The 18,806-nt window shown below is 59.6% G+C and carries 19 protein-coding genes and 1 tRNA gene; 13 read left to right on the top strand and 7 right to left on the bottom strand.

Features of this window, described 5'->3' with window-relative positions; translation table 11 throughout:
- Positions 1-69: 69 nt before the first annotated feature.
- From lpdA to zapE, 4 genes are all read right to left on the bottom strand, one after another.
- Positions 70-1,794: a dihydrolipoyl dehydrogenase gene (gene lpdA, locus GOB87_RS07215; protein WP_166314362.1), complete on the bottom strand. Its 1,725-nt coding sequence runs from the start codon at positions 1,792-1,794 to the stop codon at positions 70-72.
- 187 nt (positions 1,795-1,981) lie between these two features.
- Positions 1,982-3,217 carry a 2-oxoglutarate dehydrogenase complex dihydrolipoyllysine-residue succinyltransferase gene (gene odhB, locus GOB87_RS07210; RefSeq protein ID WP_166314359.1) on the bottom strand — a complete coding sequence of 412 codons (1,236 nt, stop codon included), beginning with the start codon at positions 3,215-3,217 and terminating at the stop codon, positions 1,982-1,984.
- Positions 3,218-3,418: 201 nt separating this feature from the next.
- Positions 3,419-6,286: a 2-oxoglutarate dehydrogenase E1 component gene (locus GOB87_RS07205; RefSeq protein WP_166314356.1), complete on the bottom strand. Its 2,868-nt coding sequence runs from the start codon at positions 6,284-6,286 to the stop codon at positions 3,419-3,421.
- A gap of 291 nt (positions 6,287-6,577) precedes the next feature.
- The gene (gene zapE / locus GOB87_RS07200; protein ID WP_166314564.1) at positions 6,578-7,810 is read right to left on the bottom strand and encodes a cell division protein ZapE; all 1,233 of its coding nucleotides are present in this window, start codon (positions 7,808-7,810) and stop codon (positions 6,578-6,580) included.
- Positions 7,811-8,006: 196 nt separating this feature from the next.
- Between zapE and GOB87_RS07195 the strand changes: the two genes are divergently transcribed.
- Entirely contained in the window at positions 8,007-8,363 is a 357-nt protein-coding gene (locus GOB87_RS07195; protein ID WP_166314353.1) for a carboxymuconolactone decarboxylase family protein, read from the top strand.
- Positions 8,364-8,445: 82 nt separating this feature from the next.
- Here the strand turns inward: GOB87_RS07195 and GOB87_RS07190 are convergent, their stop codons facing one another.
- On the bottom strand, positions 8,446-8,862 hold the full coding sequence (locus tag GOB87_RS07190; protein ID WP_166314350.1) for a hypothetical protein: 417 nt from the start codon (positions 8,860-8,862) through the stop codon (positions 8,446-8,448).
- 228 nt (positions 8,863-9,090) lie between these two features.
- On the opposite strand from GOB87_RS07190, the gene GOB87_RS07185 reads away from it, so the two are divergent.
- The 4 genes from GOB87_RS07185 to GOB87_RS07170 are packed head-to-tail and all read left to right on the top strand — an operon-like array spanning position 9,091 to position 11,360.
- Positions 9,091-9,414 (top strand): YnfA family protein, encoded by a 324-nt coding sequence (locus tag GOB87_RS07185; protein WP_166314347.1) that lies wholly within the window; start codon positions 9,091-9,093, stop codon positions 9,412-9,414.
- Between the two features lie 53 nt (positions 9,415-9,467).
- Positions 9,468-10,100 carry a 7-carboxy-7-deazaguanine synthase gene (queE, locus tag GOB87_RS07180; protein WP_166314344.1) on the top strand — a complete coding sequence of 211 codons (633 nt, stop codon included), beginning with the start codon at positions 9,468-9,470 and terminating at the stop codon, positions 10,098-10,100.
- Between the two features lie 2 nt (positions 10,101-10,102).
- Entirely contained in the window at positions 10,103-10,834 is a 732-nt protein-coding gene (gene queC / locus GOB87_RS07175) for a 7-cyano-7-deazaguanine synthase QueC (protein WP_166314341.1), read from the top strand.
- The gene (locus GOB87_RS07170) at positions 10,827-11,360 is read left to right on the top strand and encodes a 6-pyruvoyl trahydropterin synthase family protein (protein ID WP_166314338.1); all 534 of its coding nucleotides are present in this window, start codon (positions 10,827-10,829) and stop codon (positions 11,358-11,360) included. The genes queC and GOB87_RS07170 overlap by 8 nt, the downstream gene beginning before the upstream one ends.
- Positions 11,361-11,415: 55 nt before the next feature.
- Here GOB87_RS07170 and GOB87_RS07165 read toward each other — a convergent pair whose 3' ends face one another.
- Entirely contained in the window at positions 11,416-11,799 is a 384-nt protein-coding gene (locus tag GOB87_RS07165) for a hypothetical protein (RefSeq protein WP_166314335.1), read from the bottom strand.
- A 184-nt stretch (positions 11,800-11,983) separates the two neighbouring features.
- Between GOB87_RS07165 and GOB87_RS07160 the strand changes: the two genes are divergently transcribed.
- The 7 genes from GOB87_RS07160 (at position 11,984) to GOB87_RS07130 (ending at position 17,896) form a co-directional block, all read left to right on the top strand.
- Positions 11,984-12,523 (top strand): hypothetical protein, encoded by a 540-nt coding sequence (locus tag GOB87_RS07160; RefSeq protein ID WP_166314332.1) that lies wholly within the window; start codon positions 11,984-11,986, stop codon positions 12,521-12,523.
- A gap of 68 nt (positions 12,524-12,591) precedes the next feature.
- The gene (locus GOB87_RS07155; RefSeq protein ID WP_166314329.1) at positions 12,592-13,971 is read left to right on the top strand and encodes a glycosyltransferase family 4 protein; all 1,380 of its coding nucleotides are present in this window, start codon (positions 12,592-12,594) and stop codon (positions 13,969-13,971) included.
- A 126-nt stretch (positions 13,972-14,097) separates the two neighbouring features.
- Positions 14,098-14,466, top strand: coding sequence for a LapA family protein (locus GOB87_RS07150; RefSeq protein WP_166314327.1), 369 nt, complete (start codon positions 14,098-14,100; stop codon positions 14,464-14,466).
- Positions 14,463-15,173 (top strand): orotidine-5'-phosphate decarboxylase, encoded by a 711-nt coding sequence (gene pyrF / locus GOB87_RS07145; RefSeq protein WP_166314324.1) that lies wholly within the window; start codon positions 14,463-14,465, stop codon positions 15,171-15,173. Before GOB87_RS07150 ends, pyrF begins: the two co-directional genes overlap by 4 nt.
- A complete protein-coding gene (locus GOB87_RS07140) occupies positions 15,173-15,805 on the top strand; it encodes a phosphoribosylanthranilate isomerase (RefSeq protein WP_166314321.1) in 633 nt (210 codons plus the stop codon). Before pyrF ends, GOB87_RS07140 begins: the two co-directional genes overlap by 1 nt.
- Before the next feature lie 59 nt (positions 15,806-15,864).
- Positions 15,865-15,955: transfer RNA gene (locus tag GOB87_RS07135), tRNA-Ser, on the top strand.
- A 765-nt stretch (positions 15,956-16,720) separates the two neighbouring features.
- The gene (locus tag GOB87_RS07130) at positions 16,721-17,896 is read left to right on the top strand and encodes an alpha-hydroxy acid oxidase (protein WP_166314318.1); all 1,176 of its coding nucleotides are present in this window, start codon (positions 16,721-16,723) and stop codon (positions 17,894-17,896) included.
- 54 nt (positions 17,897-17,950) lie between these two features.
- Here GOB87_RS07130 and GOB87_RS07125 read toward each other — a convergent pair whose 3' ends face one another.
- Positions 17,951-18,400 (bottom strand): hypothetical protein, encoded by a 450-nt coding sequence (locus tag GOB87_RS07125; protein ID WP_166314315.1) that lies wholly within the window; start codon positions 18,398-18,400, stop codon positions 17,951-17,953.
- Positions 18,401-18,487: 87 nt separating this feature from the next.
- On the opposite strand from GOB87_RS07125, the gene GOB87_RS07120 reads away from it, so the two are divergent.
- Positions 18,488-18,806, top strand: a 319-nt coding sequence (locus tag GOB87_RS07120) for a transposase (protein WP_166314312.1), incomplete at its 3' end; no start/stop codon positions are given.

The raw sequence follows: 18,806 nt of genomic DNA, 5'->3' as shown, positions 1-18,806 counted from the left end.
TCCGCCATCTCCGCTTCACAAACTGCACGTCCCTCCGAAAGACCATTCAGGACGCGATAGTTTCTGTTTTCAGATATTCAACGATCCACCGTTCACACCGAGGGCCGCTTCCTTCACCGCCTCGCTCAGCGTCGGATGAGCATGACACACGCGACCGATATCCTCGGACGATGCGCCAAACTCGATCGCCATCGTGCATTCGGCAATCAGTTCACCCGCACACGGCCCGATGATGTGCACACCCAGAACACGATCTGTCTTGGCATCTGCAATGACTTTCACGAAACCGTCCGTCATGCCCAGCGCACGTGCACGTCCGTTCGCCATGAAGGGGAACTTGCCAACTTTATAGGCAACGCCCTTTTCCTTGAGCTGCTCTTCGCTAAACCCAACCGTCGCCACTTCCGGCCATGTGTAAATCACGCCCGGAATAGCGTCATAATTTACATGCCCAGCCTGACCGGCGAGGATTTCGGCAACGGCCACACCCTCTTCCTCGGCCTTGTGCGCCAACATCGGGCCACGGATCACATCGCCAATGGCGTAAATGCCGGGAACGCTCGTCGCGAAGTGATCGTCCACTTCAATGCGGCCACGGTTATCGAGCGCAATGCCCGCTTCCTTCAGCCCCATGTTTTCACTGGCGGCCGTGCGTCCAATGGCCAGCAGCACGATATCCGCCTCCAGCGTCTCCACTGCACCACCGGCCGACGGTTCCACCGAGAGCTTCACGCCTTTCCCAGTCTTTTCCGCCTTCGTGACCTTATGACCCAATTTCAGCTTGAGGCCCTGCTTGGTCAGGATCTTGCGGAAAGCGGCTTCGATCTCATTGTCCGTACCGGGGATCAGACGATCGAGGAACTCGATAACCGTGACATCCGCGCCCAGACGGTGCCACACGCTGCCCAACTCAAGGCCGATCACGCCACCACCGATGACGACCAGCTTCTTCGGCACCGCCGAGAGTTCCAGCGCACCCGTAGAGGTGACGATGGTTTTCTCGTCCACATCGACGCCCTTCAGGCCCGCGCTGTCGCTGCCTGAGGCGATGATGATGTGCTTTGCCGTCACAGGCTTGCCCGCAACAGTCAGCTTGCCCGTGCCCTGAATCTTGCCCTCACCCTTGAGCCAGGTGATGCCGTTCTTCTTGAAGAGGTATTCCACGCCCTTGACGTTGGCATCGACAATGCCGGCCTTGCGCTTCTGCATCTGGGCCAGATTCAGCTTGATGCCTTCGATGTCGATGCCATGCGTGGCGAATTCGGTCTTGGCCGCGTGATAGTTCTCGGACGACTGAAGCAGTGCCTTGGACGGAATACAGCCCACGTTCAGGCAGGTGCCACCAAGTGTCGCGCGCTTCTCAACACACGCCACCTTGAATCCAAGCTGAGCCGCGCGGATGGCGCAGACATAGCCGCCGGGACCAGCACCGATCACCACGATGTCGTAATCGGTCTCAGACGGCGCTTCGGAAGCGGCTGGAGCAGGCTTTTTCGCGGCCGCAGGCGCCTCGGTCTTCGGGGCCGGAGCGCTTGCCGGTTTGGATGCGGCCTTCGCGCCCTCCGCCAACGTGGCCAGCACTGCACCGACCTCGACCTCATCGCCTTCCTTGGCAACGTGGCTTTCCAGCACACCCGTAGCCGGAGCCGGAACCTCGACAGTCACCTTGTCGGTTTCCAGTTCGACCACCGGCTCGTCCACCGCAACCGCGTCTCCCGGCTGCTTGAGCCACTTGCCAACCGTGGCCGAGGTGACGCTTTCGCCGAGTGTCGGAACCTTGATCTCGATAGCCATGTTTCTCCGTCCCGCTTGAAACCGATCGACGCCCGTCGTGTCAGCACGGCGCATGCGCGTCCATCGTCAGGTATGGTGCGCCCCGGCCCTGACGGCACCGGAACGTGGAAAGCCCGATGGCTTTCCTTCAACAGACAAGGGCGCGCCTTCGGTCCCATGGACCGCAGGCACGCCCTCTGCCTTAACTTCAGAGTCCGAGCAGCAGACTACGCGGCTCCTCGACATACTTCTTCACCGCCACGAGGAAGCTGACCGCTTCCTTGCCGTCCACAATGCGGTGGTCATAGGACAGCGCCACATACATGATCGGGCGGATTTCGACCTTGCCATTCACAGCAACCGGACGATCCACGATATTGTGCATCCCCAGAATGCCCGACTGCGGCGCGTTCAGGATCGGCGTAGACAGCATGGAGCCATAGATGCCGCCATTGGTGATGGAGAAGGTGCCGCCTGCCAGATCATCGATCTTGAGCGTGCCTTCCCGCGCTGCCTTACCAAAACCCGCGATCTTCTTCTCGATCTCGGCATGGCTCAGCTTCTCGGCGTCCTTGATCACCGGCACGACCAGACCGTTCGGGCCGCCCACGGCAATGCCGAGATTGACGAAGTTGCGATAGATGACGTCCTCGCCATCGATCTCGGCATTGATCGCCGGGAACTCGGCCAGAGCCGCGATCACGGCCTTCGAGAAGATCGACATGAAGCCCAGCTTCACACCGTATTTCTTGACGAAGAGATCCTGAAAATCGACGCGCATCTGCTTGGCCGCCGACATGTCGATCTCGTTGAAGGTCGTCAGCATCGCCGCCGTGTTCTGCGCATCCTTCAGACGGCGCGCGATCGTGCGACGCAGACGCGTCATCTTCACACGCTCTTCACGCGGATCGTCCTGACGCGGCGGCTTGGCCGGAGCCTGCGAAGCAACGGACGGCTGCGTCAGGAAGGCCTGCACATCACTCTTAGTGATGCGACCGTCCTTGCCGGAACCGCTGCCGATCTGCTGTGCCGAGAGATTGTTCTCCGCCATCAGCTTGCGGGCGGACGGCAAGGCTGCTGCCGCATCGACCTCAGGAGCCGCGGATTTCGTTGCTGGCGCAGAGACGGCTTTCGCGGCAGGGGCCGGAGCCTTGGGCGCTTCGGCCTTCGGAGCCGGAGCGGACTTGGCGGCCGTCTTGCCCGAAGCACCGGGCTCAAGGGTGGTCAGAACCGTGCCGACCTCGACCTCGTCCCCTTCCTTGACTGCGGGCTGCCCGAGAACTCCGGCCTGTGGGGCCGGAACCTCGACCGTGACCTTGTCTGTTTCGAGTTCGGCAACGGGCTCGTCTTCCGCGACCTGATCGCCCGCCTTCTTCAGCCACTTCGCAACAGTCGCCGACGTGACACTCTCGCCCAGCGTCGGCACCTTGATCTCGACTGACATCTCGCTTCCACTTCCCTTTTCGAATCCACGTGTTGCAGCTCTTTTCAACCCGCAACCCGGCGTCCTCGCGTTATGCCGCCATCCGGCAGTCATCGGAATTCACGCGCCCGGCACCTGTCATCACGTCTGCGAGACAGCTACGCGAGCGGTCATACCTTGGGAACCGGGGCTCTATCATGGCAGCCCGGCTCCCCCTCTCCATCACAGCCCCACCGCGTCTTTCACGAGAGCCGCCTGCTCCGCCGCATGCGTCTTGGCCAGACCCGTAGCCGGACTGGCCGCCGCCGCACGACCGACATAGATCGGACGCCCGACCTTGTGTCCTGCCTTGTCCAGTGCGCCCTCGATCAGACGATCCACAAAGTGCCAGCCGCCGCCGTTGCGGGTTTCTTCCTGACACCACACGATATCTTTCGCGTTCGGATAGCGCTTCAGTTCCGCGGCCAGTTCGGCCTCGGGGAACGGATAGAACTGCTCCAGACGGATAATCGCCACCTTGTCCAGCTTCTGGTCGCGGCGCTCCTGAAGCAGGTCGTAATAGACCTTGCCCGAGCAGATCACGACACGCTCGACCGCATTGTCGGTCAGGGCATCGATCTCTCCGATCACCGGGAGGAAACTCGTGCCCGTCTCGAATGCGGACAGTTCGGACACCGCCAGCTTGTGACGCAGCAGCGACTTCGGCTCCATCAGGATCAGCGGCTTGCGGTAAGGCAGCTTGAGTTGGCGACGCAGCGCATGGAAATAGTTCGCAGGCGTCGTGATGTTGCACACGAACATGTTGTCTTCGGCGCAAAGCTGGAGATAGCGTTCCAGACGGGCAGAGGAATGCTCCGGTCCCTGCCCTTCATACCCATGCGGCAGCAGCATCACGAGACCGGACATCCGCAGCCACTTCGTCTCACCCGAAGCGATGAACTGGTCGATGATGACCTGCGCCCCATTGGCGAAGTCACCGAACTGCGCTTCCCACAACACCAGCGTGTTGGGGTTGTGCATGGTGTAGCCATACTCGAAGCCCAGCACGCCGAACTCGGAAAGATGCGAGTTGCAGATATCGATTTTCGCCTGAGCGTCATCGATATGGTTGAGAAGCGTGTAAGGTGCCTGCGTCGTCTGATCGAACACCACAGCATGACGTTGACTGAACGTACCGCGCTGCACGTCTTCACCCGACAGACGCACACGATGCTTCTCAAGCAGGAGCGAGCCCAAGCCCAGCGCCTCACCCGTAGCCCAGTCGATGCCCTCACCCGTCTCGATGGCTTTTGTCTTCGCCTTGAGCTGACGCGCGATCTTGCTATTGAGATCGAAGCCTTCCGGCACTTTCGTGATCGCCGCGCCAATTTTCAGCAGCGCATCCTTGGAGATGCCGGTCTCGACCTTGGCCACTTCTCCCGCCTTGGGCGGCGCCGTCAGTCCGGTCCAGCCTCCCTCCAGCCAGTCGGCCTTGTTCACCTTGTAGGACTGAGCCGCCTTGAAGTCCTCATCCAGCTTGGCGTGGAAGGCATTCCACTGCGCCTTTACCTCGTCCTCGGACAACACGCCCGATTTCACCAGATGTTCGGCATAAATCGTATGCGGCGTCGCATGCGCGCCAATGGCCTTGTACATCACAGGCTGCGTGAAGGCCGGCTCATCCGTCTCGTTATGGCCATTGCGACGGTAACAGACGATATCGAGCACGATGTCACTGGCAAATTTCTGGCGATAATCCGCTGCCAGACGCGAAACATAGACCACCGCTTCAGCGTCATCGCCATTGACGTGCAGCACCGGGGCCTCGATGGCCTTGGCCATGTCGGAACCGTAGATGCCGGAATGGCCGTTCACCGGATTGGTGGTGAAGCCGATCTGATTGTTGACGATGATGTGGACGGATCCGCCAGTGCGATAGCCTTCAAGCTGCGACATCGACAGCGTCTCATACACCACGCCCTGACCGGCGAAAGCCGCATCTCCGTGGATCTGGATCGCCATATGCGACAGGCGCGTCTCGGTGTCGCCGTCATCGTCCTGCGCCGCGCGTACCTTGCCGCACACCACGGGATCGACCGCTTCCAGATGCGAAGGATTGGGCTGGAGCGAAATATGGACCGGATGACCACCGATCTCCACATCCGTGGAGGAGCCGAGATGATATTTCACATCGCCCGACCCCGCCACGTTGTCGGGCTTGAAAGAACCACCCGCGAATTCGTTGAAGATTGCCACGTAGGGCTTGCGCACCACGTTGACCAGCGTGTTCAGACGGCCACGATGCGCCATGCCGATGGCGACGGATTTCACACCCTGCTGCGCCACCTGATCGATGACAGCGTGAAGAGCCGGGATCGAGACCTCGCCCCCCTCCAGACCGAAGCGCTTCGCGCCGACATACCGCTTCTGGCAGAAGGACTCGAAACCTTCCGCTTCCGTCAGATTGGCGAGGATTGCCTTCTGTTCCTCGACCGTGACACTGGCCTGCCAGTTGTCGCCTTCAAGCCGCGCCCGGAACCACTCGCGCTGCTCCTCGCTGCGGGCATACATGTATTCCGCGCCGATCGGACCGCAATACACGCCGCGCAGGGCCGCCACGATCTCCTTGACCGTGGCCGTATCGCGCCCTTTGAGCAGCGGGGAGAGCAGGCTGCCGACATAGACGGGTCGGTCCAGATCCTTGGAGCCAAAGCCATAGGTCGCCGGATCAAGCTCAACGGCGAGAGCCGGAACCTTCAACCCGAGAGGATCGGTCCGCGCTTCCAGATGGCCGAACTCACGGAACGCCCGCACGAGTTGCGCCACAGCCAGACTGTCGGACGCCGAAAGACCAGCGGCTTTCCCGGCCCTCTCGGCACCAGCGGAAGCCTCTGGCGGCTCATCTCCGGTGATGATGGACTGGTGCGGCGCCCAGGAGGCCCCTGCCGCATCCTTGAGGATTGAAGCGCTTTCATCGTCCATCGACGCGAACAGATCCGCGAAGGAAGGATCGACGCTTTTGGGATCCTGTGCCCATCGTGCGTAAAGATCCGCCACATAGGCGATGTTGCTGCCGTTGAGCGCAGCCGTTAGGAGATCGCTGCCCGCCATCTTCAGAACACTCCCTTGTCTCGTCCGTGGCCTGCGGGAGTGGCGTGGCATGCCACCGCCGGATACCGGCCCGTCAGCCGTTCCCGCATGACTGTTGATTCAGATGTTGAAGAACCGGTAACGCCTGCAGAGGCGTCGTGCACTGATCCGTCGTCTTTTGTCGTGACTGTCGTCATGACCCGCACGCCTTCGTTTCCGCCGGATCGAAGGACCCGGTTCCAACCCGTCGATGCCGGGTCGCCTGAAAGATCAGCTAGACCGCGCCGGGAGGGGGAACAAGACCACGGGCTGTCACGGTCTGGAGAGGCACCCTCCCGGCGCGTGCGCACGGGCCAGCCAGCTCTCGCTGCTCATCTCCATCAGACGCGAGGCCGTGCGCGCGAATGCGTCCGCGCCCTCTCCTGCTGGAAAAAGATCGTCGGGGCGCGCATCCGCCGAGACAAACAGCAGATTTCCGTTGTCGTAGAGCGCATCAATGAAGGTGATGAATCGCCGCGCCACGTTGGCGTCGTCCGGTCCAAGTTCGGGAATGTCGTCGATCACGATCACGGGAAAACGATGCGCAATGGCCAGAAAATCGTTGGGGCCAAGGGGGCGACTACACAGTGACGTGAAATCGAACCGTGCAACCGGTCCCTCTGCGTGAGGAATGGGCAGACTCCGCCCACTGAACTCCAGAGTGACGGCCTGAGGCGTGTGTCCCTGCCCATAACGCGCCACGATGTTGTCGAGCCGCCTGCGCGCTGTCTCGTCCGCCGGCACGATCCATGTCGCGTCATCCTGCTCGCGTCCGCGTCGGTAATCGGTCTCCGAATCGAGTTCTTCCGTGTCCAGATGCCGCTGGATGATCGCGATGAACGGCTTGAAAGCGTCCGCGCCCGGGCGGTTCTGGAACAGATCGCCGGGAACGGTGTTGGACGTGGCCACAATCACCACCTTGGCCGCGAACAGGGCCTCGAACAGACGGCCGAGAATCATGGCGTCCGCGATGTCGTTGATCTGGAATTCGTCAAAACACAGCAGATTGGCATCCTGCGCGATGGTCTGGGCCAGAGGTGGAATCGGGTCGCTGATGCCCGGATTCGCCTGTTTGAGAGCGCGAATCCGCTGATGCACTTCCTGCATGAAGGTCAGGAAATGGATGCGCTGCTTCTTCGCCATCGGCGCGCAGGAAAAGAACAGGTCCATGAGCATCGTCTTGCCACGCCCCACGCGGCCCACGATGTACACGCCCCGGGGCGGCTCCTGATCCTTTGCCCCCCCTTTCTCGAACAACTCAGGGAGCTTTTCGCTGACGAAGCCCCAGAGCCCCTTGCGCTTCGGCACGGGTGGCCCCGCCTTCTCCGGATGCCAGACAGACAACTCCGACCACAGACGGTCCAACCGTCGCGCCACGCGCTCCTGATCGGGGTCGCGCCGCAGCGTTCCCGCCGCCACGCGCTCCTCATACAGCGCATAAGGCCCTTTTGTTCCCGCGGTGGCGGTTCCACGGAGCTGGGCACGATCAGGAGTGGCATCGTTCATGGCATTCATGATTCTGCCGATAGCCGGGCGCTGGCGCACCAGCAAGAGAAGCGGCTCTTTCACACCGGCTCGTGACGGCGCTTCACGCAGTGGTGAAACCGTCTCCATTTCCTTTCGCGTTACCACAACGGCATTGGAGTGTGGCCATCAGGCCAGATGCTCCTCCTCATTTCCCATGTAATTCAAGGATATGTTCATGAGCGACTGGACAGACTGGAACGAACGTCGCGCGCATCTGGGCAAAGCCATCGGCAACTATGCCTCTGTCTCACCCGATACGGTGTCGGCCATCGTCTCTCTCAACAGCGCGGGAGAGAAAAGCGGTCATCTGGATGCCAAGACACGCGAACTGATCGCCCTTGCCGTGGCGGCCACAACACGCTGCGACGGCTGCATCACCATCCATGCGGAAGAAGCCGTAAAAGCCGGTGCTACGCGCGAAGAAATCGGGGAAGCGCTGAGCGTGGCCATTGCGCTCAATGCGGGCGCGGCACTGGTTTATTCCACCCGCATCATGGACGCCTTCGATGCTGCGGTTGCGGGGAAGAAGTAAGGCACAGCCCACTCTGCGGAAAGCACAAAATAAGGCCGGAGCAACAATGCTCCGGCCTTATTTTAAACCGAACTTATGTAGATCAGCCGAAACCGCCGCCAGACGAGGCCGGGAAGGAAATGGTGTTTTCAGCCAGAAGACAGCCACAATTGCCCCAGCTCTGCGCGCCCTGAATGGACGAAATGGTGCTCTGCAGAAAGCCCATCGCATCCTTCACCGACATGCTGGCGGTGGTGGAATAACCGAGCTTCATGTCAGCGCCCACATTCTGCCACGCGCTGGAAATGGTCGAGCAACTGGCGTGATTAAAGTAATCAGCACCAACATTATACATTCCAGCGAGGTAACCGGCATAAGCACCGATCATACCGGAGAGGGAAACCTGCGGACCACAGGACGGAGCCGGGTGGCAACCCCCACTGTGCTGCGGCTGCCAGCCACCACATCCACCGGATACAGTGTCGAGTTCAGCAATCGTAAGTTCACGCATGGTAGACATCTGGTCTTTCCTTCTCCGGATCAGGCTCTCTTCTGATCGATTTCTTGAGAACCGAATTACCAGACACTCCTGCCTTACCCCAGATAATAGAGCGTTAATTTCAGGAGCCTCGTGTCATTTATTCATCAATGCATCGACAATGAATCGTCATTGCCACTACCATTGCGACATCGATTCATATAACACATTAATAATATTAACCTTTGCCTCTCCACACTGGATGACCAAATGCCCATCGCTCTCTACACCCTTGCCGCTCTGGCCGAGATCGGCGGCTGTTTTTCCTTCTGGGCGTGGCTGCGCCTCGGACGCACTCCCCTATGGCTCGTGCCGGGCTGCGCGTCTCTCGTCCTTTTTGCGTGGCTTCTCACACTGGTGGACACGGATGCCTCCGGCCGCGCCTACGCCGCGTATGGCGGAATCTACATCACCATGGCCGTCATCTGGATGTGGGCCGTGGACGGCGTACGCCCGGACCGTATGGATCTTATCGGCGTCGTGCTGGCGCTTGCAGGCACGTGCGTCATTCTCTTCGGGCCGCACAAAGGCTGAAAACGGCCAAAACCCCCTTGCCAAGCCTGCCGCCATGTCCGACATGACCGGCCATGAACTATTCCGTGAAGGAAATCTTTCTCACCTTGCAAGGCGAGGGTGGACAGGCCGGTCGAGTGGCCGTGTTCTGCCGCTTTGCCGGGTGCAATCTGTGGACCGGACGCGAAAGCGATCGGGCGTTGGCCGTCTGCCGTTTCTGTGACACCGACTTTATCGGTACGGACGGTGAAGGCGGTGGACGCTTTCCTGACGCCGTATCCCTCGCCCGCGCCATTACCGCCACATGGGCAGCCGGGCGTGCCGAGCGCTTCGTGGTCTTTACCGGTGGCGAACCCTTGCTCCAGTTGGATGCAGCGTTGATCGACGCCATTCACGCGGAAGGCTTCACCATTGCCGTGGAAAGCAACGGTACGCTTTCCGCGCCTCCGGGCATCGACTGGTTGTGCATCAGCCCCAAGGCCGACGCACCGCTCACGCAGACGCACGGACAGGAACTCAAACTCGTCTTTCCTCAGCCCGACCTCATGCCGGAAAACGTGGCGCATCTCGATTTCGAGCAGTTCTGGCTGCAACCCATGGACGGCCCGGATCGGGACGCCAACACGGAAGCGGTTGTGCAATACTGCCTGAAGCATCCACGCTGGCGGCTCTCGCTCCAGACCCACAAGCTGATCGGGATTCCCTGAGCATGACGACCATATCTTCCGGCAATGGCGCGCTCGTCGTATTTTCGGGTGGGCAGGATTCCGCCACCTGTCTTGCTTGGGCACTGGACCGCTTCGAGCGGGTGGAGACACTGGGCTTCGACTATGGTCAGCGCCATGCCGTGGAACTCACCTGCCGCGACACGCTTCGCAAGGGTATGGCGGCACTCGACACCGATTGGGCCACCCGCCTCGGTCCCGATCACACACTGGATCTGGCAGCGCTTGGGCATGTCTCGGAGACGGCCCTGACACGCGAGACGGAAATCAGCATGACGGAGAGCGGGCTGCCCTCCACCTTCGTGCCCGGCCGCAACCTGATCTTCCTCAGCTTTGCCGCCGCACTGGCCTATCGACGCGGCCTGCGCCACATCGTCACGGGCGTGTGCGAAACGGACTACTCTGGATATCCCGATTGCCGCGACGATACGATCAAGGCGCTTCAGGTCGCCCTCAATCTCGGCATGGATTCGCGCTTCGTGCTGCACACGCCCCTGATGTGGATCGACAAGGCGCAGACATGGGCGCTGGCGGAGTCACTGGGCGGTAAACCGCTCGTTACACTCATCAATCACGAAAGCCACAGCTGCTATCTCGGTACGCGCGGTACCCTGCATCCATGGGGCCATGGCTGCGGCACCTGTCCGGCCTGCGAATTGCGGCGTCATGGATGGGAACAATACCAAGCGACTCTCACGGGGCTATCTCATGCCTGACCTGATCTTCACCCGTCGCTTTTCCATGGGGCACCGCCTCATTCACGGCGCGAGCGAAAGCTGCGCCCTGCCGCATGGCCACAACGAATTCGTCACGGTTCGCCTGACACCTGCGAACATGGCGCCGCTCGATGGCGTGGCGAACATGCCCGTCTCGTTCCAGCGCGCCAAAAGCATGTGGCACCGTTTCGTGGACGAACGGCTCGACCACGCTCTGCAACTGGCAGAGGACGACCCCCTTCTGGCGTGGTTTCGCGCCCATGAGCCCGAACGGGCGAAACGCATCATCGTCACACCCGGCGATCCAACCACCGAGATGATGATCTGCCTGATGAAAGCCAAGCTCGATACGCTGCTTCAGGCCGATGGCGCGCTTTTGCGGTGCACAACCATCACGCTGGAAGAAACGCCCACCAATACGGTGGAGTTCTCCGGCGACCCGCTGCCGATGCTTCCCTCTCCCCGCCCACCGGAACAGTGCTGGTGGAGGCGGGCGGATATGAGTATTTCGGATCTGGAATCCTGAAACCCACCCACGGGTTTTTCAGAACATTTCGCTACTTTTCATACGACGCGACGTTTCAATCATCCTCGGCATTCAGAATGCCGCACGCATGCACCAGCTTCTCCGAAGGCTGGGGCGTCGTGCAGAGACGCCGGGCATCCGGTCCGCACATCTCGATCGCTGTCTCGTAATTCGATTCCAGCACATCATGCGCCACCGCCAGATCGGAGGCATCGCGCGAGGACGCATCCTCCTCGTCCGGCATCTTCTTTTGCGTGTCGTGCAGTTCCCTCATCGCGCTGATGCACGCATCACTGGCCTCATCCGGCTTCACCTGAAGAACGTCAAGTTCCTTGTTGAGCTGGGCCGCCGGCACATTTTCCGGGGCGGCCTGCGCCATGGCCGCTGACGCTCCCATGACGGACAGAACCAGACAGGGCAGCAACAAACGGACGTTCACGCAGCATCTCCGATAACCCGTTCAAACGCGACTTTGCGCGTGCACATCGTTCTCATCTTATCGCTCAACATCTCTTCACGAAAGCTCCTTCCGGCACGCCCCGCGTGAGGACACCTACAGTCCCCTTCGCGCCTGCGCAGCACGCGCCCGCATTCCTCACACTTCATTGCAATCGGAAATTTTCATGACATTCTCCTCACGCCGGACTTTCCTGCGCTCTCTTCTCGCAACCGGAGGCGCTCTTGGCGCTGCCACGGCCCTGGGCGCCTGCACCACCACGACAAGCAACGGCACAACCACCTATGCCGTGGATGTGACAAAGATCCTCTCCCTCATCAGCAGCGTGGAATCCGGCCTGACCCAGATCGCCTCCTCCAGCACCGTGACCAGCGTGCTGGGCGCAACCGATTCGGCCAAGCTCACGTCCGCCATCACCACCGTCAGCCAGGTCACAGCCCAGATCGCCGCCAATGCCGCTTCTTCCGTGAGCGTCACCGTGGCGAAGGACTGGGTCACAACCGCCGAAAGCGCAGCGGGAGCAGCCCTCACGGTGCTGGAGAGTCTCCAGAGCCTCCTTCCTGCCAACGTCAACGTCATGGTTCAGGCCGTGGCCACCCTTCTTCCAGCGCTTGCCGCCCTGATTGGCGCGGTGTCCACGTCCTCCACCAGCCTATCCGCGCCAGAGGCCCAGGCCATCATCGCACGCGGTCTTTCCACCAACTGAGTTCCCCAAATTGGCATCGTCGGACCGGCTCGGGTATTCGGTTCTTTCCGGACCACAGCAGGCCGCCGATGCCATTCTTGCCACTTTCCTCCTCTCCGCAGCCACGTGTGTGGTTCGATGTGGAAGACCTGTTCGAATATGCCCGTACTGGCTCGCGCCCCAGTGGAATCCAGCGTGTGGCCTTCGAAATTCAGTCCGCCATGCAGGCCCTGCCGGAAATGCAGGGAACATGCGTGGGGTTTCTCCGGCACACCACCGATGGACGGGGTTTCACTCCCGTCAAACCTGAAAGTGTACGGGCACTGCACGATCGTCTGTGCAGCCACGCCCTCTCCGTCACCACACATATTGAGACTGGCAACGAAAGCGAGCAGGAGGCCTCTTCAGCCCGGCGTCTTGCCCGGCATCTGCCTGCCAGCCTGCGCGTGCCGCTCGGACAACTGGTGTCCCATCAGAGCGCGGCGTTCCGAGACGTCTCCGCCCTTCTGAGAGCGACCGGCACGACTCTCCGCCAGACATGGACGGAACGCCATACCGCTCAAGAAGCGAACATCGCCCCTCCACGCGCAGGCGACATCCTGCTTGCCCTTGGCGCGCCATGGTCACACACCGCCTACGGAACCCTCCTTGAGCGTGCGCGCGATCAGGGCATGCGCACCGGGCTGCTCGTGCACGATCTTGTGCCCCTGATCGCACCGGAATGGTGTCGTCCCGGTCTGCCGCGTGTGTTTCGTAGATGGTGCGAATCCACCCTGCCGGCCATCGACCGACTGTTCGCTGTCTCACACAGCACACGCGACGATATCGCACGCCTTTTTCCCGGCAAGGCGGCCTCCGTCATCCGTATGGGCACGGGCTTTTCAACGCCCCGTTCCATCACGGGGCACACAGACCTTCCGCTCTCCTTACGGGCGCCGTTCGTGCTGGTGGTGGGAACCATCGAGGTCCGCAAGAACCACGCGTTGCTCTTCCGCCTGTGGAGAAAGCTTCTCGCGGACCATCCACGCGCCACCATACCGCGTCTTGTCATGGCCGGATCGCCCGGTTGGCTGGCCTCGGACCTGATGCAGCAAATCCGGAACTGTAACTTCCTCAATGGGCATATCGCCCTAGTGCATGCTCCCTCCGACGCCTTGCTGGAAGCGCTCTACCGCCATGCCCTTTTCACCCTCGTTCCCTCACTGCACGAAGGTTGGGGATTGCCTGTCACCGAAAGCCTTGCCCACGGAACACCCTGTCTCATCGCCAATCGTGGTGCCCTGCCAGAAGCTGGGGGAAGGCTGACTCCGCTGTTCGACCCCGACAATCTTCATGACGTGCAAGCATGCGTCGAGCGCGTGATTCACGCTCCCGCGGAACTGGCGCGTCTGCGATCCCGCATTGCCACGACGTTTCAGCCTACGCCGTGGTCCGTAGCGGCTCAGCAATTGCTCTCCGCCTTCCATTAACGCCCGTTTTCCGCCCCATCGGATCCGATCGAAACGGCAGACCGCCATCACCTGACAGAGGTGGAGCGTAAAGGGTTCATATACCTTTCTTGCCCTTCCCTATCCGGGCAGGCTACGAACCTAAATATGATCCGGCTCATCCTCCTTGTCCCCCTCCTTCTCGTGGTGATCCTGTTTGCCGCCAGCAATCAGGAATCCACCCAGATGTGGCTGTTGACCTACAGTTGGTCCAGCTCGATCGGCGTCATGGCGCTGCTGATTTCCGTCATATCGCTGGCCATGGGTGCCCTGTGCATGTGGTTCAGCGCCTTTGGGCAGGGACGCCGTGCTCGCAAGGCGGAAGCCCGCGTGAAGGAACTGGAAGGCACCGTTGCCGCACAGGTTACGGAATTGAACCGTCTGCGAGGTCTTGTGAATGTGGATCCGTCCGTCACTCCTCACCCAACCGCGCCCATCTCTCCAGTCTCCACCATTCCGCCACAGCCCATCGCATGACCACACGTCGCACGCGCCTGATTGCCGCCCTCGACACCCGTGACCCGGCTGAAGCGACCCGCTGGGCGAACGCCGTCTCCTCTCATGTCGATGCCATCAAGCTTGGCCTCGAATTCGCCTATGCCGCAGGGTTTGAAACTGTCACGAAGGTGGCACAAGGGCGCGACCTGTTTCTCGACCTCAAACTGCACGACATCCCCAACACCGTCGGGGCGGCTGTGGGGAGCCTGAATCGTCTTTCACCTGCCATGCTGACCATCCATGCCAGCGGCGGAAGCGCTATGGTCGCGGCAGCGCGACAGGCGTGCGACGACAGCTTTCCCGAAGGCAAGCGTCCGCTGCTGCTGGCCGTGACCGTCCTTACCAGCCTTGATGACGCAGCCCTTGCGGAAACCGGCGTGCCGGGTGGCGCGCGCGCGCAGGTACTGCGTCTGGCCGAACTGGCGCTGCGTAATGGCGCGGATGGGCTGGTCTGTTCCGCGCATGAACTGACCGCGCTGAGGAAAGAGTTTGGCGAGAGGCCGGTGTTCGTCACTCCCGGTATTCGTCCCCGCGGTGCGGACGCAGGCGATCAGAAACGCATTATGACCCCGACCGAAGCCCGACAGGCTGGGGCAGACTGGATCGTGGTCGGACGCCCCATCACAAAAGCCGCCGATCCTGCCGCCGCCGCCGCTGCGATTGCGGCCGAACTCATCGCTCCCTGATGCGCATAGGCATCAAGATATGTGGGCTGACGGAACCAGCCGGTCTTGATGCCTGTCTGGAATATGGGGCTGACTGGGTGGGCTTCAACTTCTTCGCCCGCTCTCCCCGCTACGTCACAACGACGCAGGCGGCCCAACTGATCCGACGGATCGAAGCCGCCCCTGTCCAGCCGGGTCGTGTTGGCCTGTTCGTAAATCCGACCGATGAGCAGATTGCCGAAACGCTGGACAATGTGTCACTCGACATCCTCCAGCTCTACACCACGCCTGAGCGTGCGCAGGTGATCCGCCAGAAATTCGGTCTTCCGGTATGGCTGTCCGTCGCTGTCTCGACGCAGAATGACCTTCCGACAACCGCTCTGGCAGACCGCTTTGTAATCGAATCACGCCCCCCTGAAGGCGCCACGCGTCCCGGCGGCAACGGACTGGCCTTTCCGTGGCATCTTACCCGTGCTTGGCAGGCTCCAGCGTCATGGATGCTGGCAGGTGGACTGCGACCAGAGACCGTAGCGCAAGCCATCCGTGAAAGTGCGGCAAACGCTGTGGACGTGGCATCCGGCGTGGAAAGCACGCCCGGCGTCAAAGACCCGGACGCCATCGCCCACTTCATCGCTGCTGCCCGAGCCGTATGATCGGTGCGTTTTTCCTCTTGAACACCTGCGCGATGCTGGTATGAAGGCCTCCAGCGCCTGGAGAGATGGCCGAGCGGCTTAAGGCGCACGCTTGGAAAGCGTGTGTACGTTAATAGCGTACCGTGGGTTCGAATCCCACTCTCTCCGCCAGATATAGAAAAATCCTTACAATTCAATGAGTTATATGCCAGATAAGGTGGTACGTGGCTATCTCAGCAATAGTAGCCGGTCGGTCATCCTTCAATGATCAAGAAGGCATATACGGATACGCGCGGATTGATTGAAGCTTTCAGGCGGCAAAACTTACTCAGGCCACCTCAGCGTCCCAAAACTGCCAGCAAGACGTAGGATGTCTTTAATGGTGCCGTTCAGAACTCCACCAGCGTCACTGACACAGCCTTCCTGTTCCAAGACATCCCTCACACGAGACCGGACATTGCGAACCAACTTGAGCGAGAGTACATAATCCGCACAGAACTCCCCAGTAATGATGGAGAACCCAAGGCAACGCCGCAAACGAACCAGTTCCTCTCCCAGATAAAGATACAGCCGCTCAACACCCTTCCCTTAGAACAGCACCCCAACCGCTATTCCTTTGCATTCGCAAGCGCTCAAAAAGAACTGAACTTGACCATTTCTTGCACAAGCGAGCCTAACGTCACCGCACGACAAATAAGCTCCTTCTTGAGACATCATTGATAATAAAATCATCAAGGCCATCTCAGCGGGCTATGTCCTGTTCAGACATACTGCATAGAGCTTACCATTTCATGCCAAACTCGTGATCTCACAAAACCATCGCCTTCAGAAAATCCTCGAGAAGTTCAATACAAAATCTGATAATTCTAGAAGAGTAAATGCAACTTCATCGTCAGGCACATCATGACGTCTCCTCCTTTGCAAACAACGTCATCCATGCCCCGCTATCTCAATCGTTTCCTGTGTCTCGACGATTTCGAAACTGTCGCACGCCGTCGATTGCCCCGACAAATCTATGGCTACTATTCCGGCGCAGCAGAAACCGGCCGTTCCCTGCGAGCAAATCGCGAGAGTTACGCTGAACTTGCCCTAATGCCACGCGTGCTTATTGATACACATGCTCGTTCGACGGTGACTTCTCTCTTCGGTAAATCCTTTACACAACCGGTTGGAATCGCACCTATGGGCCTCTCAGCCCTGTCGTCGTTTCGGGGCGATATTGCCTTGGCACGGGCTGCGGCTGAGGAAGGTGCGCTAATGGTGGCCAGCGCCACGTCTCTCACTCCGCTTGAAACAATGGGCGCCGAGGGCGCAACACGGTGGTTTCAAGCCTATCTGCCTGGCGACCGGGAACGCATCGCAGCGATGCTTCGCCGGGTCGGCAACGCTGGGTTCGAAACGATTGTCCTTACCGTGGATGTACAGGTTCCAGCCAACCGCGAGAACAATGTTCGCACCGGTTTCTCTATACCTCTCCGACCCAGTCCGCGTCTTTTGTGGGATGGCGTGTGCCATCCGCGCTGGTCCTGTGGAACTTTTCTTCGCACGTTAGCAAGCGGTATGCCGCATTTCGAAAACATGGACGCATTTCGCGGTCCGGCAATTCTTTCGCGCACCGCTGAGCGTAACATTGGAACCCGTGAGCGTCTTAGTTGGGAACATGTCAAATTCATACGCGACAACTGGAAAGGCCGTTTTGTTATAAAGGGGATTCTTTCTTCCGAAGATACCGCGCACGCCCGCAACGCAGGTGCTGACGGCGTCTGGATCTCCAACCATGGCGGACGCCAACTCGACTCCGCAATTGCTCCCCTGCTCGTATTGCAGGAGGTCACGCGCGAAGCGGGCGAAATGGCTGTGTTGATTGATGGTGGTATAAGGCGAGGCACCGACGTGCTCAAAGCTCTGGCACTTGGCGCAGACTTTGTCTTTATCGGTCGGCCGTTTCTCTACGCCTCAGTCGCAGCTGGCGGGTTCGGCGTGCGTCATGCACTACGACTGATACAGGCGGAAATCATGCGTGATATGGCGATGCTGGGCGTGAACACTATCAATGAACTTTCCCCTGCTCATGTTCGAAAATTCGCAGCCGCACAATTTCCTGACAGATAACGAATACAGACTTCCTGTCCACCTTATTAGCCACGTACTGTGAGACAATGGCCTTTAGACGCTTGCACCTTCAGAGAAAGATTGGCCGATCACAGGCGAAATCTGTGTGACATTATTCCCAATCGGCAGACTTATTTCCACATCACGTGATGAAACACCCATTCCAAATGCAGCCATTTTCGTACCCGAAAGGGGACGAAGTTGTTCGGGGCGATATCTCATTTTAGTAAATGCACGAACGAGCATCGCACACCCCATGCGAAAAGTATTCCAAGGAAGCTTCGAATTTCCTGCGATTGCAAACAATCCGATCGCATTGCGCATGCGCGTCTCAAAAGCACTAACTCTCCTGCCATTTCTCAAATATCCGCCATAAACCTCCATACTGCCAGGATGATTCTCGAAAGCAGACATCAACTCACGCACCTCTTCATGTGGATCAATCTTGTCTTTTGCGAAAGTATTGTAGATCGGTCCACTGTAGAGTGGTCTTGTATGGGTCATCGGCACCTGGAGGGTTCTAAAAACCCCCTGGTTTTGAGGTCTTCTGTATGATTCTATTTCTTCTGCGTTGATTGAGGGAATGGCGATATGAAGCAGTCTGGTTTCTTTGATGTTGAAGAGCGTCTTGCCCGGCTGAGTGGGCTTGGCGATCAGCTCGAAGCGTTTTCCCGGACTGTGGATTTTGAAGCGTTCCGTCCTGATCTGGACAAGGCCCTGGCGTATTCCGATGGAAGCAAGGGCGGACGACCGCCATTTGATCCTGTGCTGATGTTCAAGATCCTGGTGATCCAGACGCTCAACAATTTGTCTGATGAGCGGACGGAATATCTGATCAACGATCGCCTCTCCTTTATGCGTTTCCTTGGGCTGGGACTTTCAGATCGGGTGCCGGATGCCAAAACGGTCT

The sequence above is a fragment of the Acetobacter estunensis genome, from assembly GCF_011516945.1.
In the GTDB taxonomy this organism is placed as follows: Bacteria; Pseudomonadota; Alphaproteobacteria; order Acetobacterales; family Acetobacteraceae; genus Acetobacter; species Acetobacter estunensis.
Note: the sequence above shows the minus strand (reverse complement) of the source record. Positions and strands in the feature narration are given on the sequence as shown.

Bases quoted from the DNA above. Each gene is read 5' to 3' on its own strand.
- lpdA (WP_166314362.1), bottom strand. From the start codon at position 1,794: ATGGCTATCGAGATCAAGGTTCCGACACTCGGCGAAAGCGTCACCTCG.
- odhB (WP_166314359.1), bottom strand. From the start codon at position 3,217: ATGTCAGTCGAGATCAAGGTGCCGACGCTGGGCGAGAGTGTCACGTCG.
- GOB87_RS07205 (WP_166314356.1), bottom strand. From the start codon at position 6,286: ATGGCGGGCAGCGATCTCCTAACGGCTGCGCTCAACGGCAGCAACATC.
- zapE (WP_166314564.1), bottom strand. From the start codon at position 7,810: ATGAACGATGCCACTCCTGATCGTGCCCAGCTCCGTGGAACCGCCACC.
- GOB87_RS07195 (WP_166314353.1), top strand. From the start codon at position 8,007: ATGAGCGACTGGACAGACTGGAACGAACGTCGCGCGCATCTGGGCAAA.
- GOB87_RS07190 (WP_166314350.1), bottom strand. From the start codon at position 8,862: ATGTCTACCATGCGTGAACTTACGATTGCTGAACTCGACACTGTATCC.
- GOB87_RS07185 (WP_166314347.1), top strand. From the start codon at position 9,091: ATGCCCATCGCTCTCTACACCCTTGCCGCTCTGGCCGAGATCGGCGGC.
- queE (WP_166314344.1), top strand. From the start codon at position 9,468: ATGAACTATTCCGTGAAGGAAATCTTTCTCACCTTGCAAGGCGAGGGT.
- queC (WP_166314341.1), top strand. From the start codon at position 10,103: ATGACGACCATATCTTCCGGCAATGGCGCGCTCGTCGTATTTTCGGGT.
- GOB87_RS07170 (WP_166314338.1), top strand. From the start codon at position 10,827: ATGCCTGACCTGATCTTCACCCGTCGCTTTTCCATGGGGCACCGCCTC.
- GOB87_RS07160 (WP_166314332.1), top strand. From the start codon at position 11,984: ATGACATTCTCCTCACGCCGGACTTTCCTGCGCTCTCTTCTCGCAACC.
- GOB87_RS07155 (WP_166314329.1), top strand. From the start codon at position 12,592: ATGCCATTCTTGCCACTTTCCTCCTCTCCGCAGCCACGTGTGTGGTTC.
- GOB87_RS07150 (WP_166314327.1), top strand. From the start codon at position 14,098: ATGATCCGGCTCATCCTCCTTGTCCCCCTCCTTCTCGTGGTGATCCTG.
- pyrF (WP_166314324.1), top strand. From the start codon at position 14,463: ATGACCACACGTCGCACGCGCCTGATTGCCGCCCTCGACACCCGTGAC.
- GOB87_RS07140 (WP_166314321.1), top strand. From the start codon at position 15,173: ATGCGCATAGGCATCAAGATATGTGGGCTGACGGAACCAGCCGGTCTT.
- GOB87_RS07130 (WP_166314318.1), top strand. From the start codon at position 16,721: ATGCCCCGCTATCTCAATCGTTTCCTGTGTCTCGACGATTTCGAAACT.
- GOB87_RS07125 (WP_166314315.1), bottom strand. From the start codon at position 18,400: ATGACCCATACAAGACCACTCTACAGTGGACCGATCTACAATACTTTC.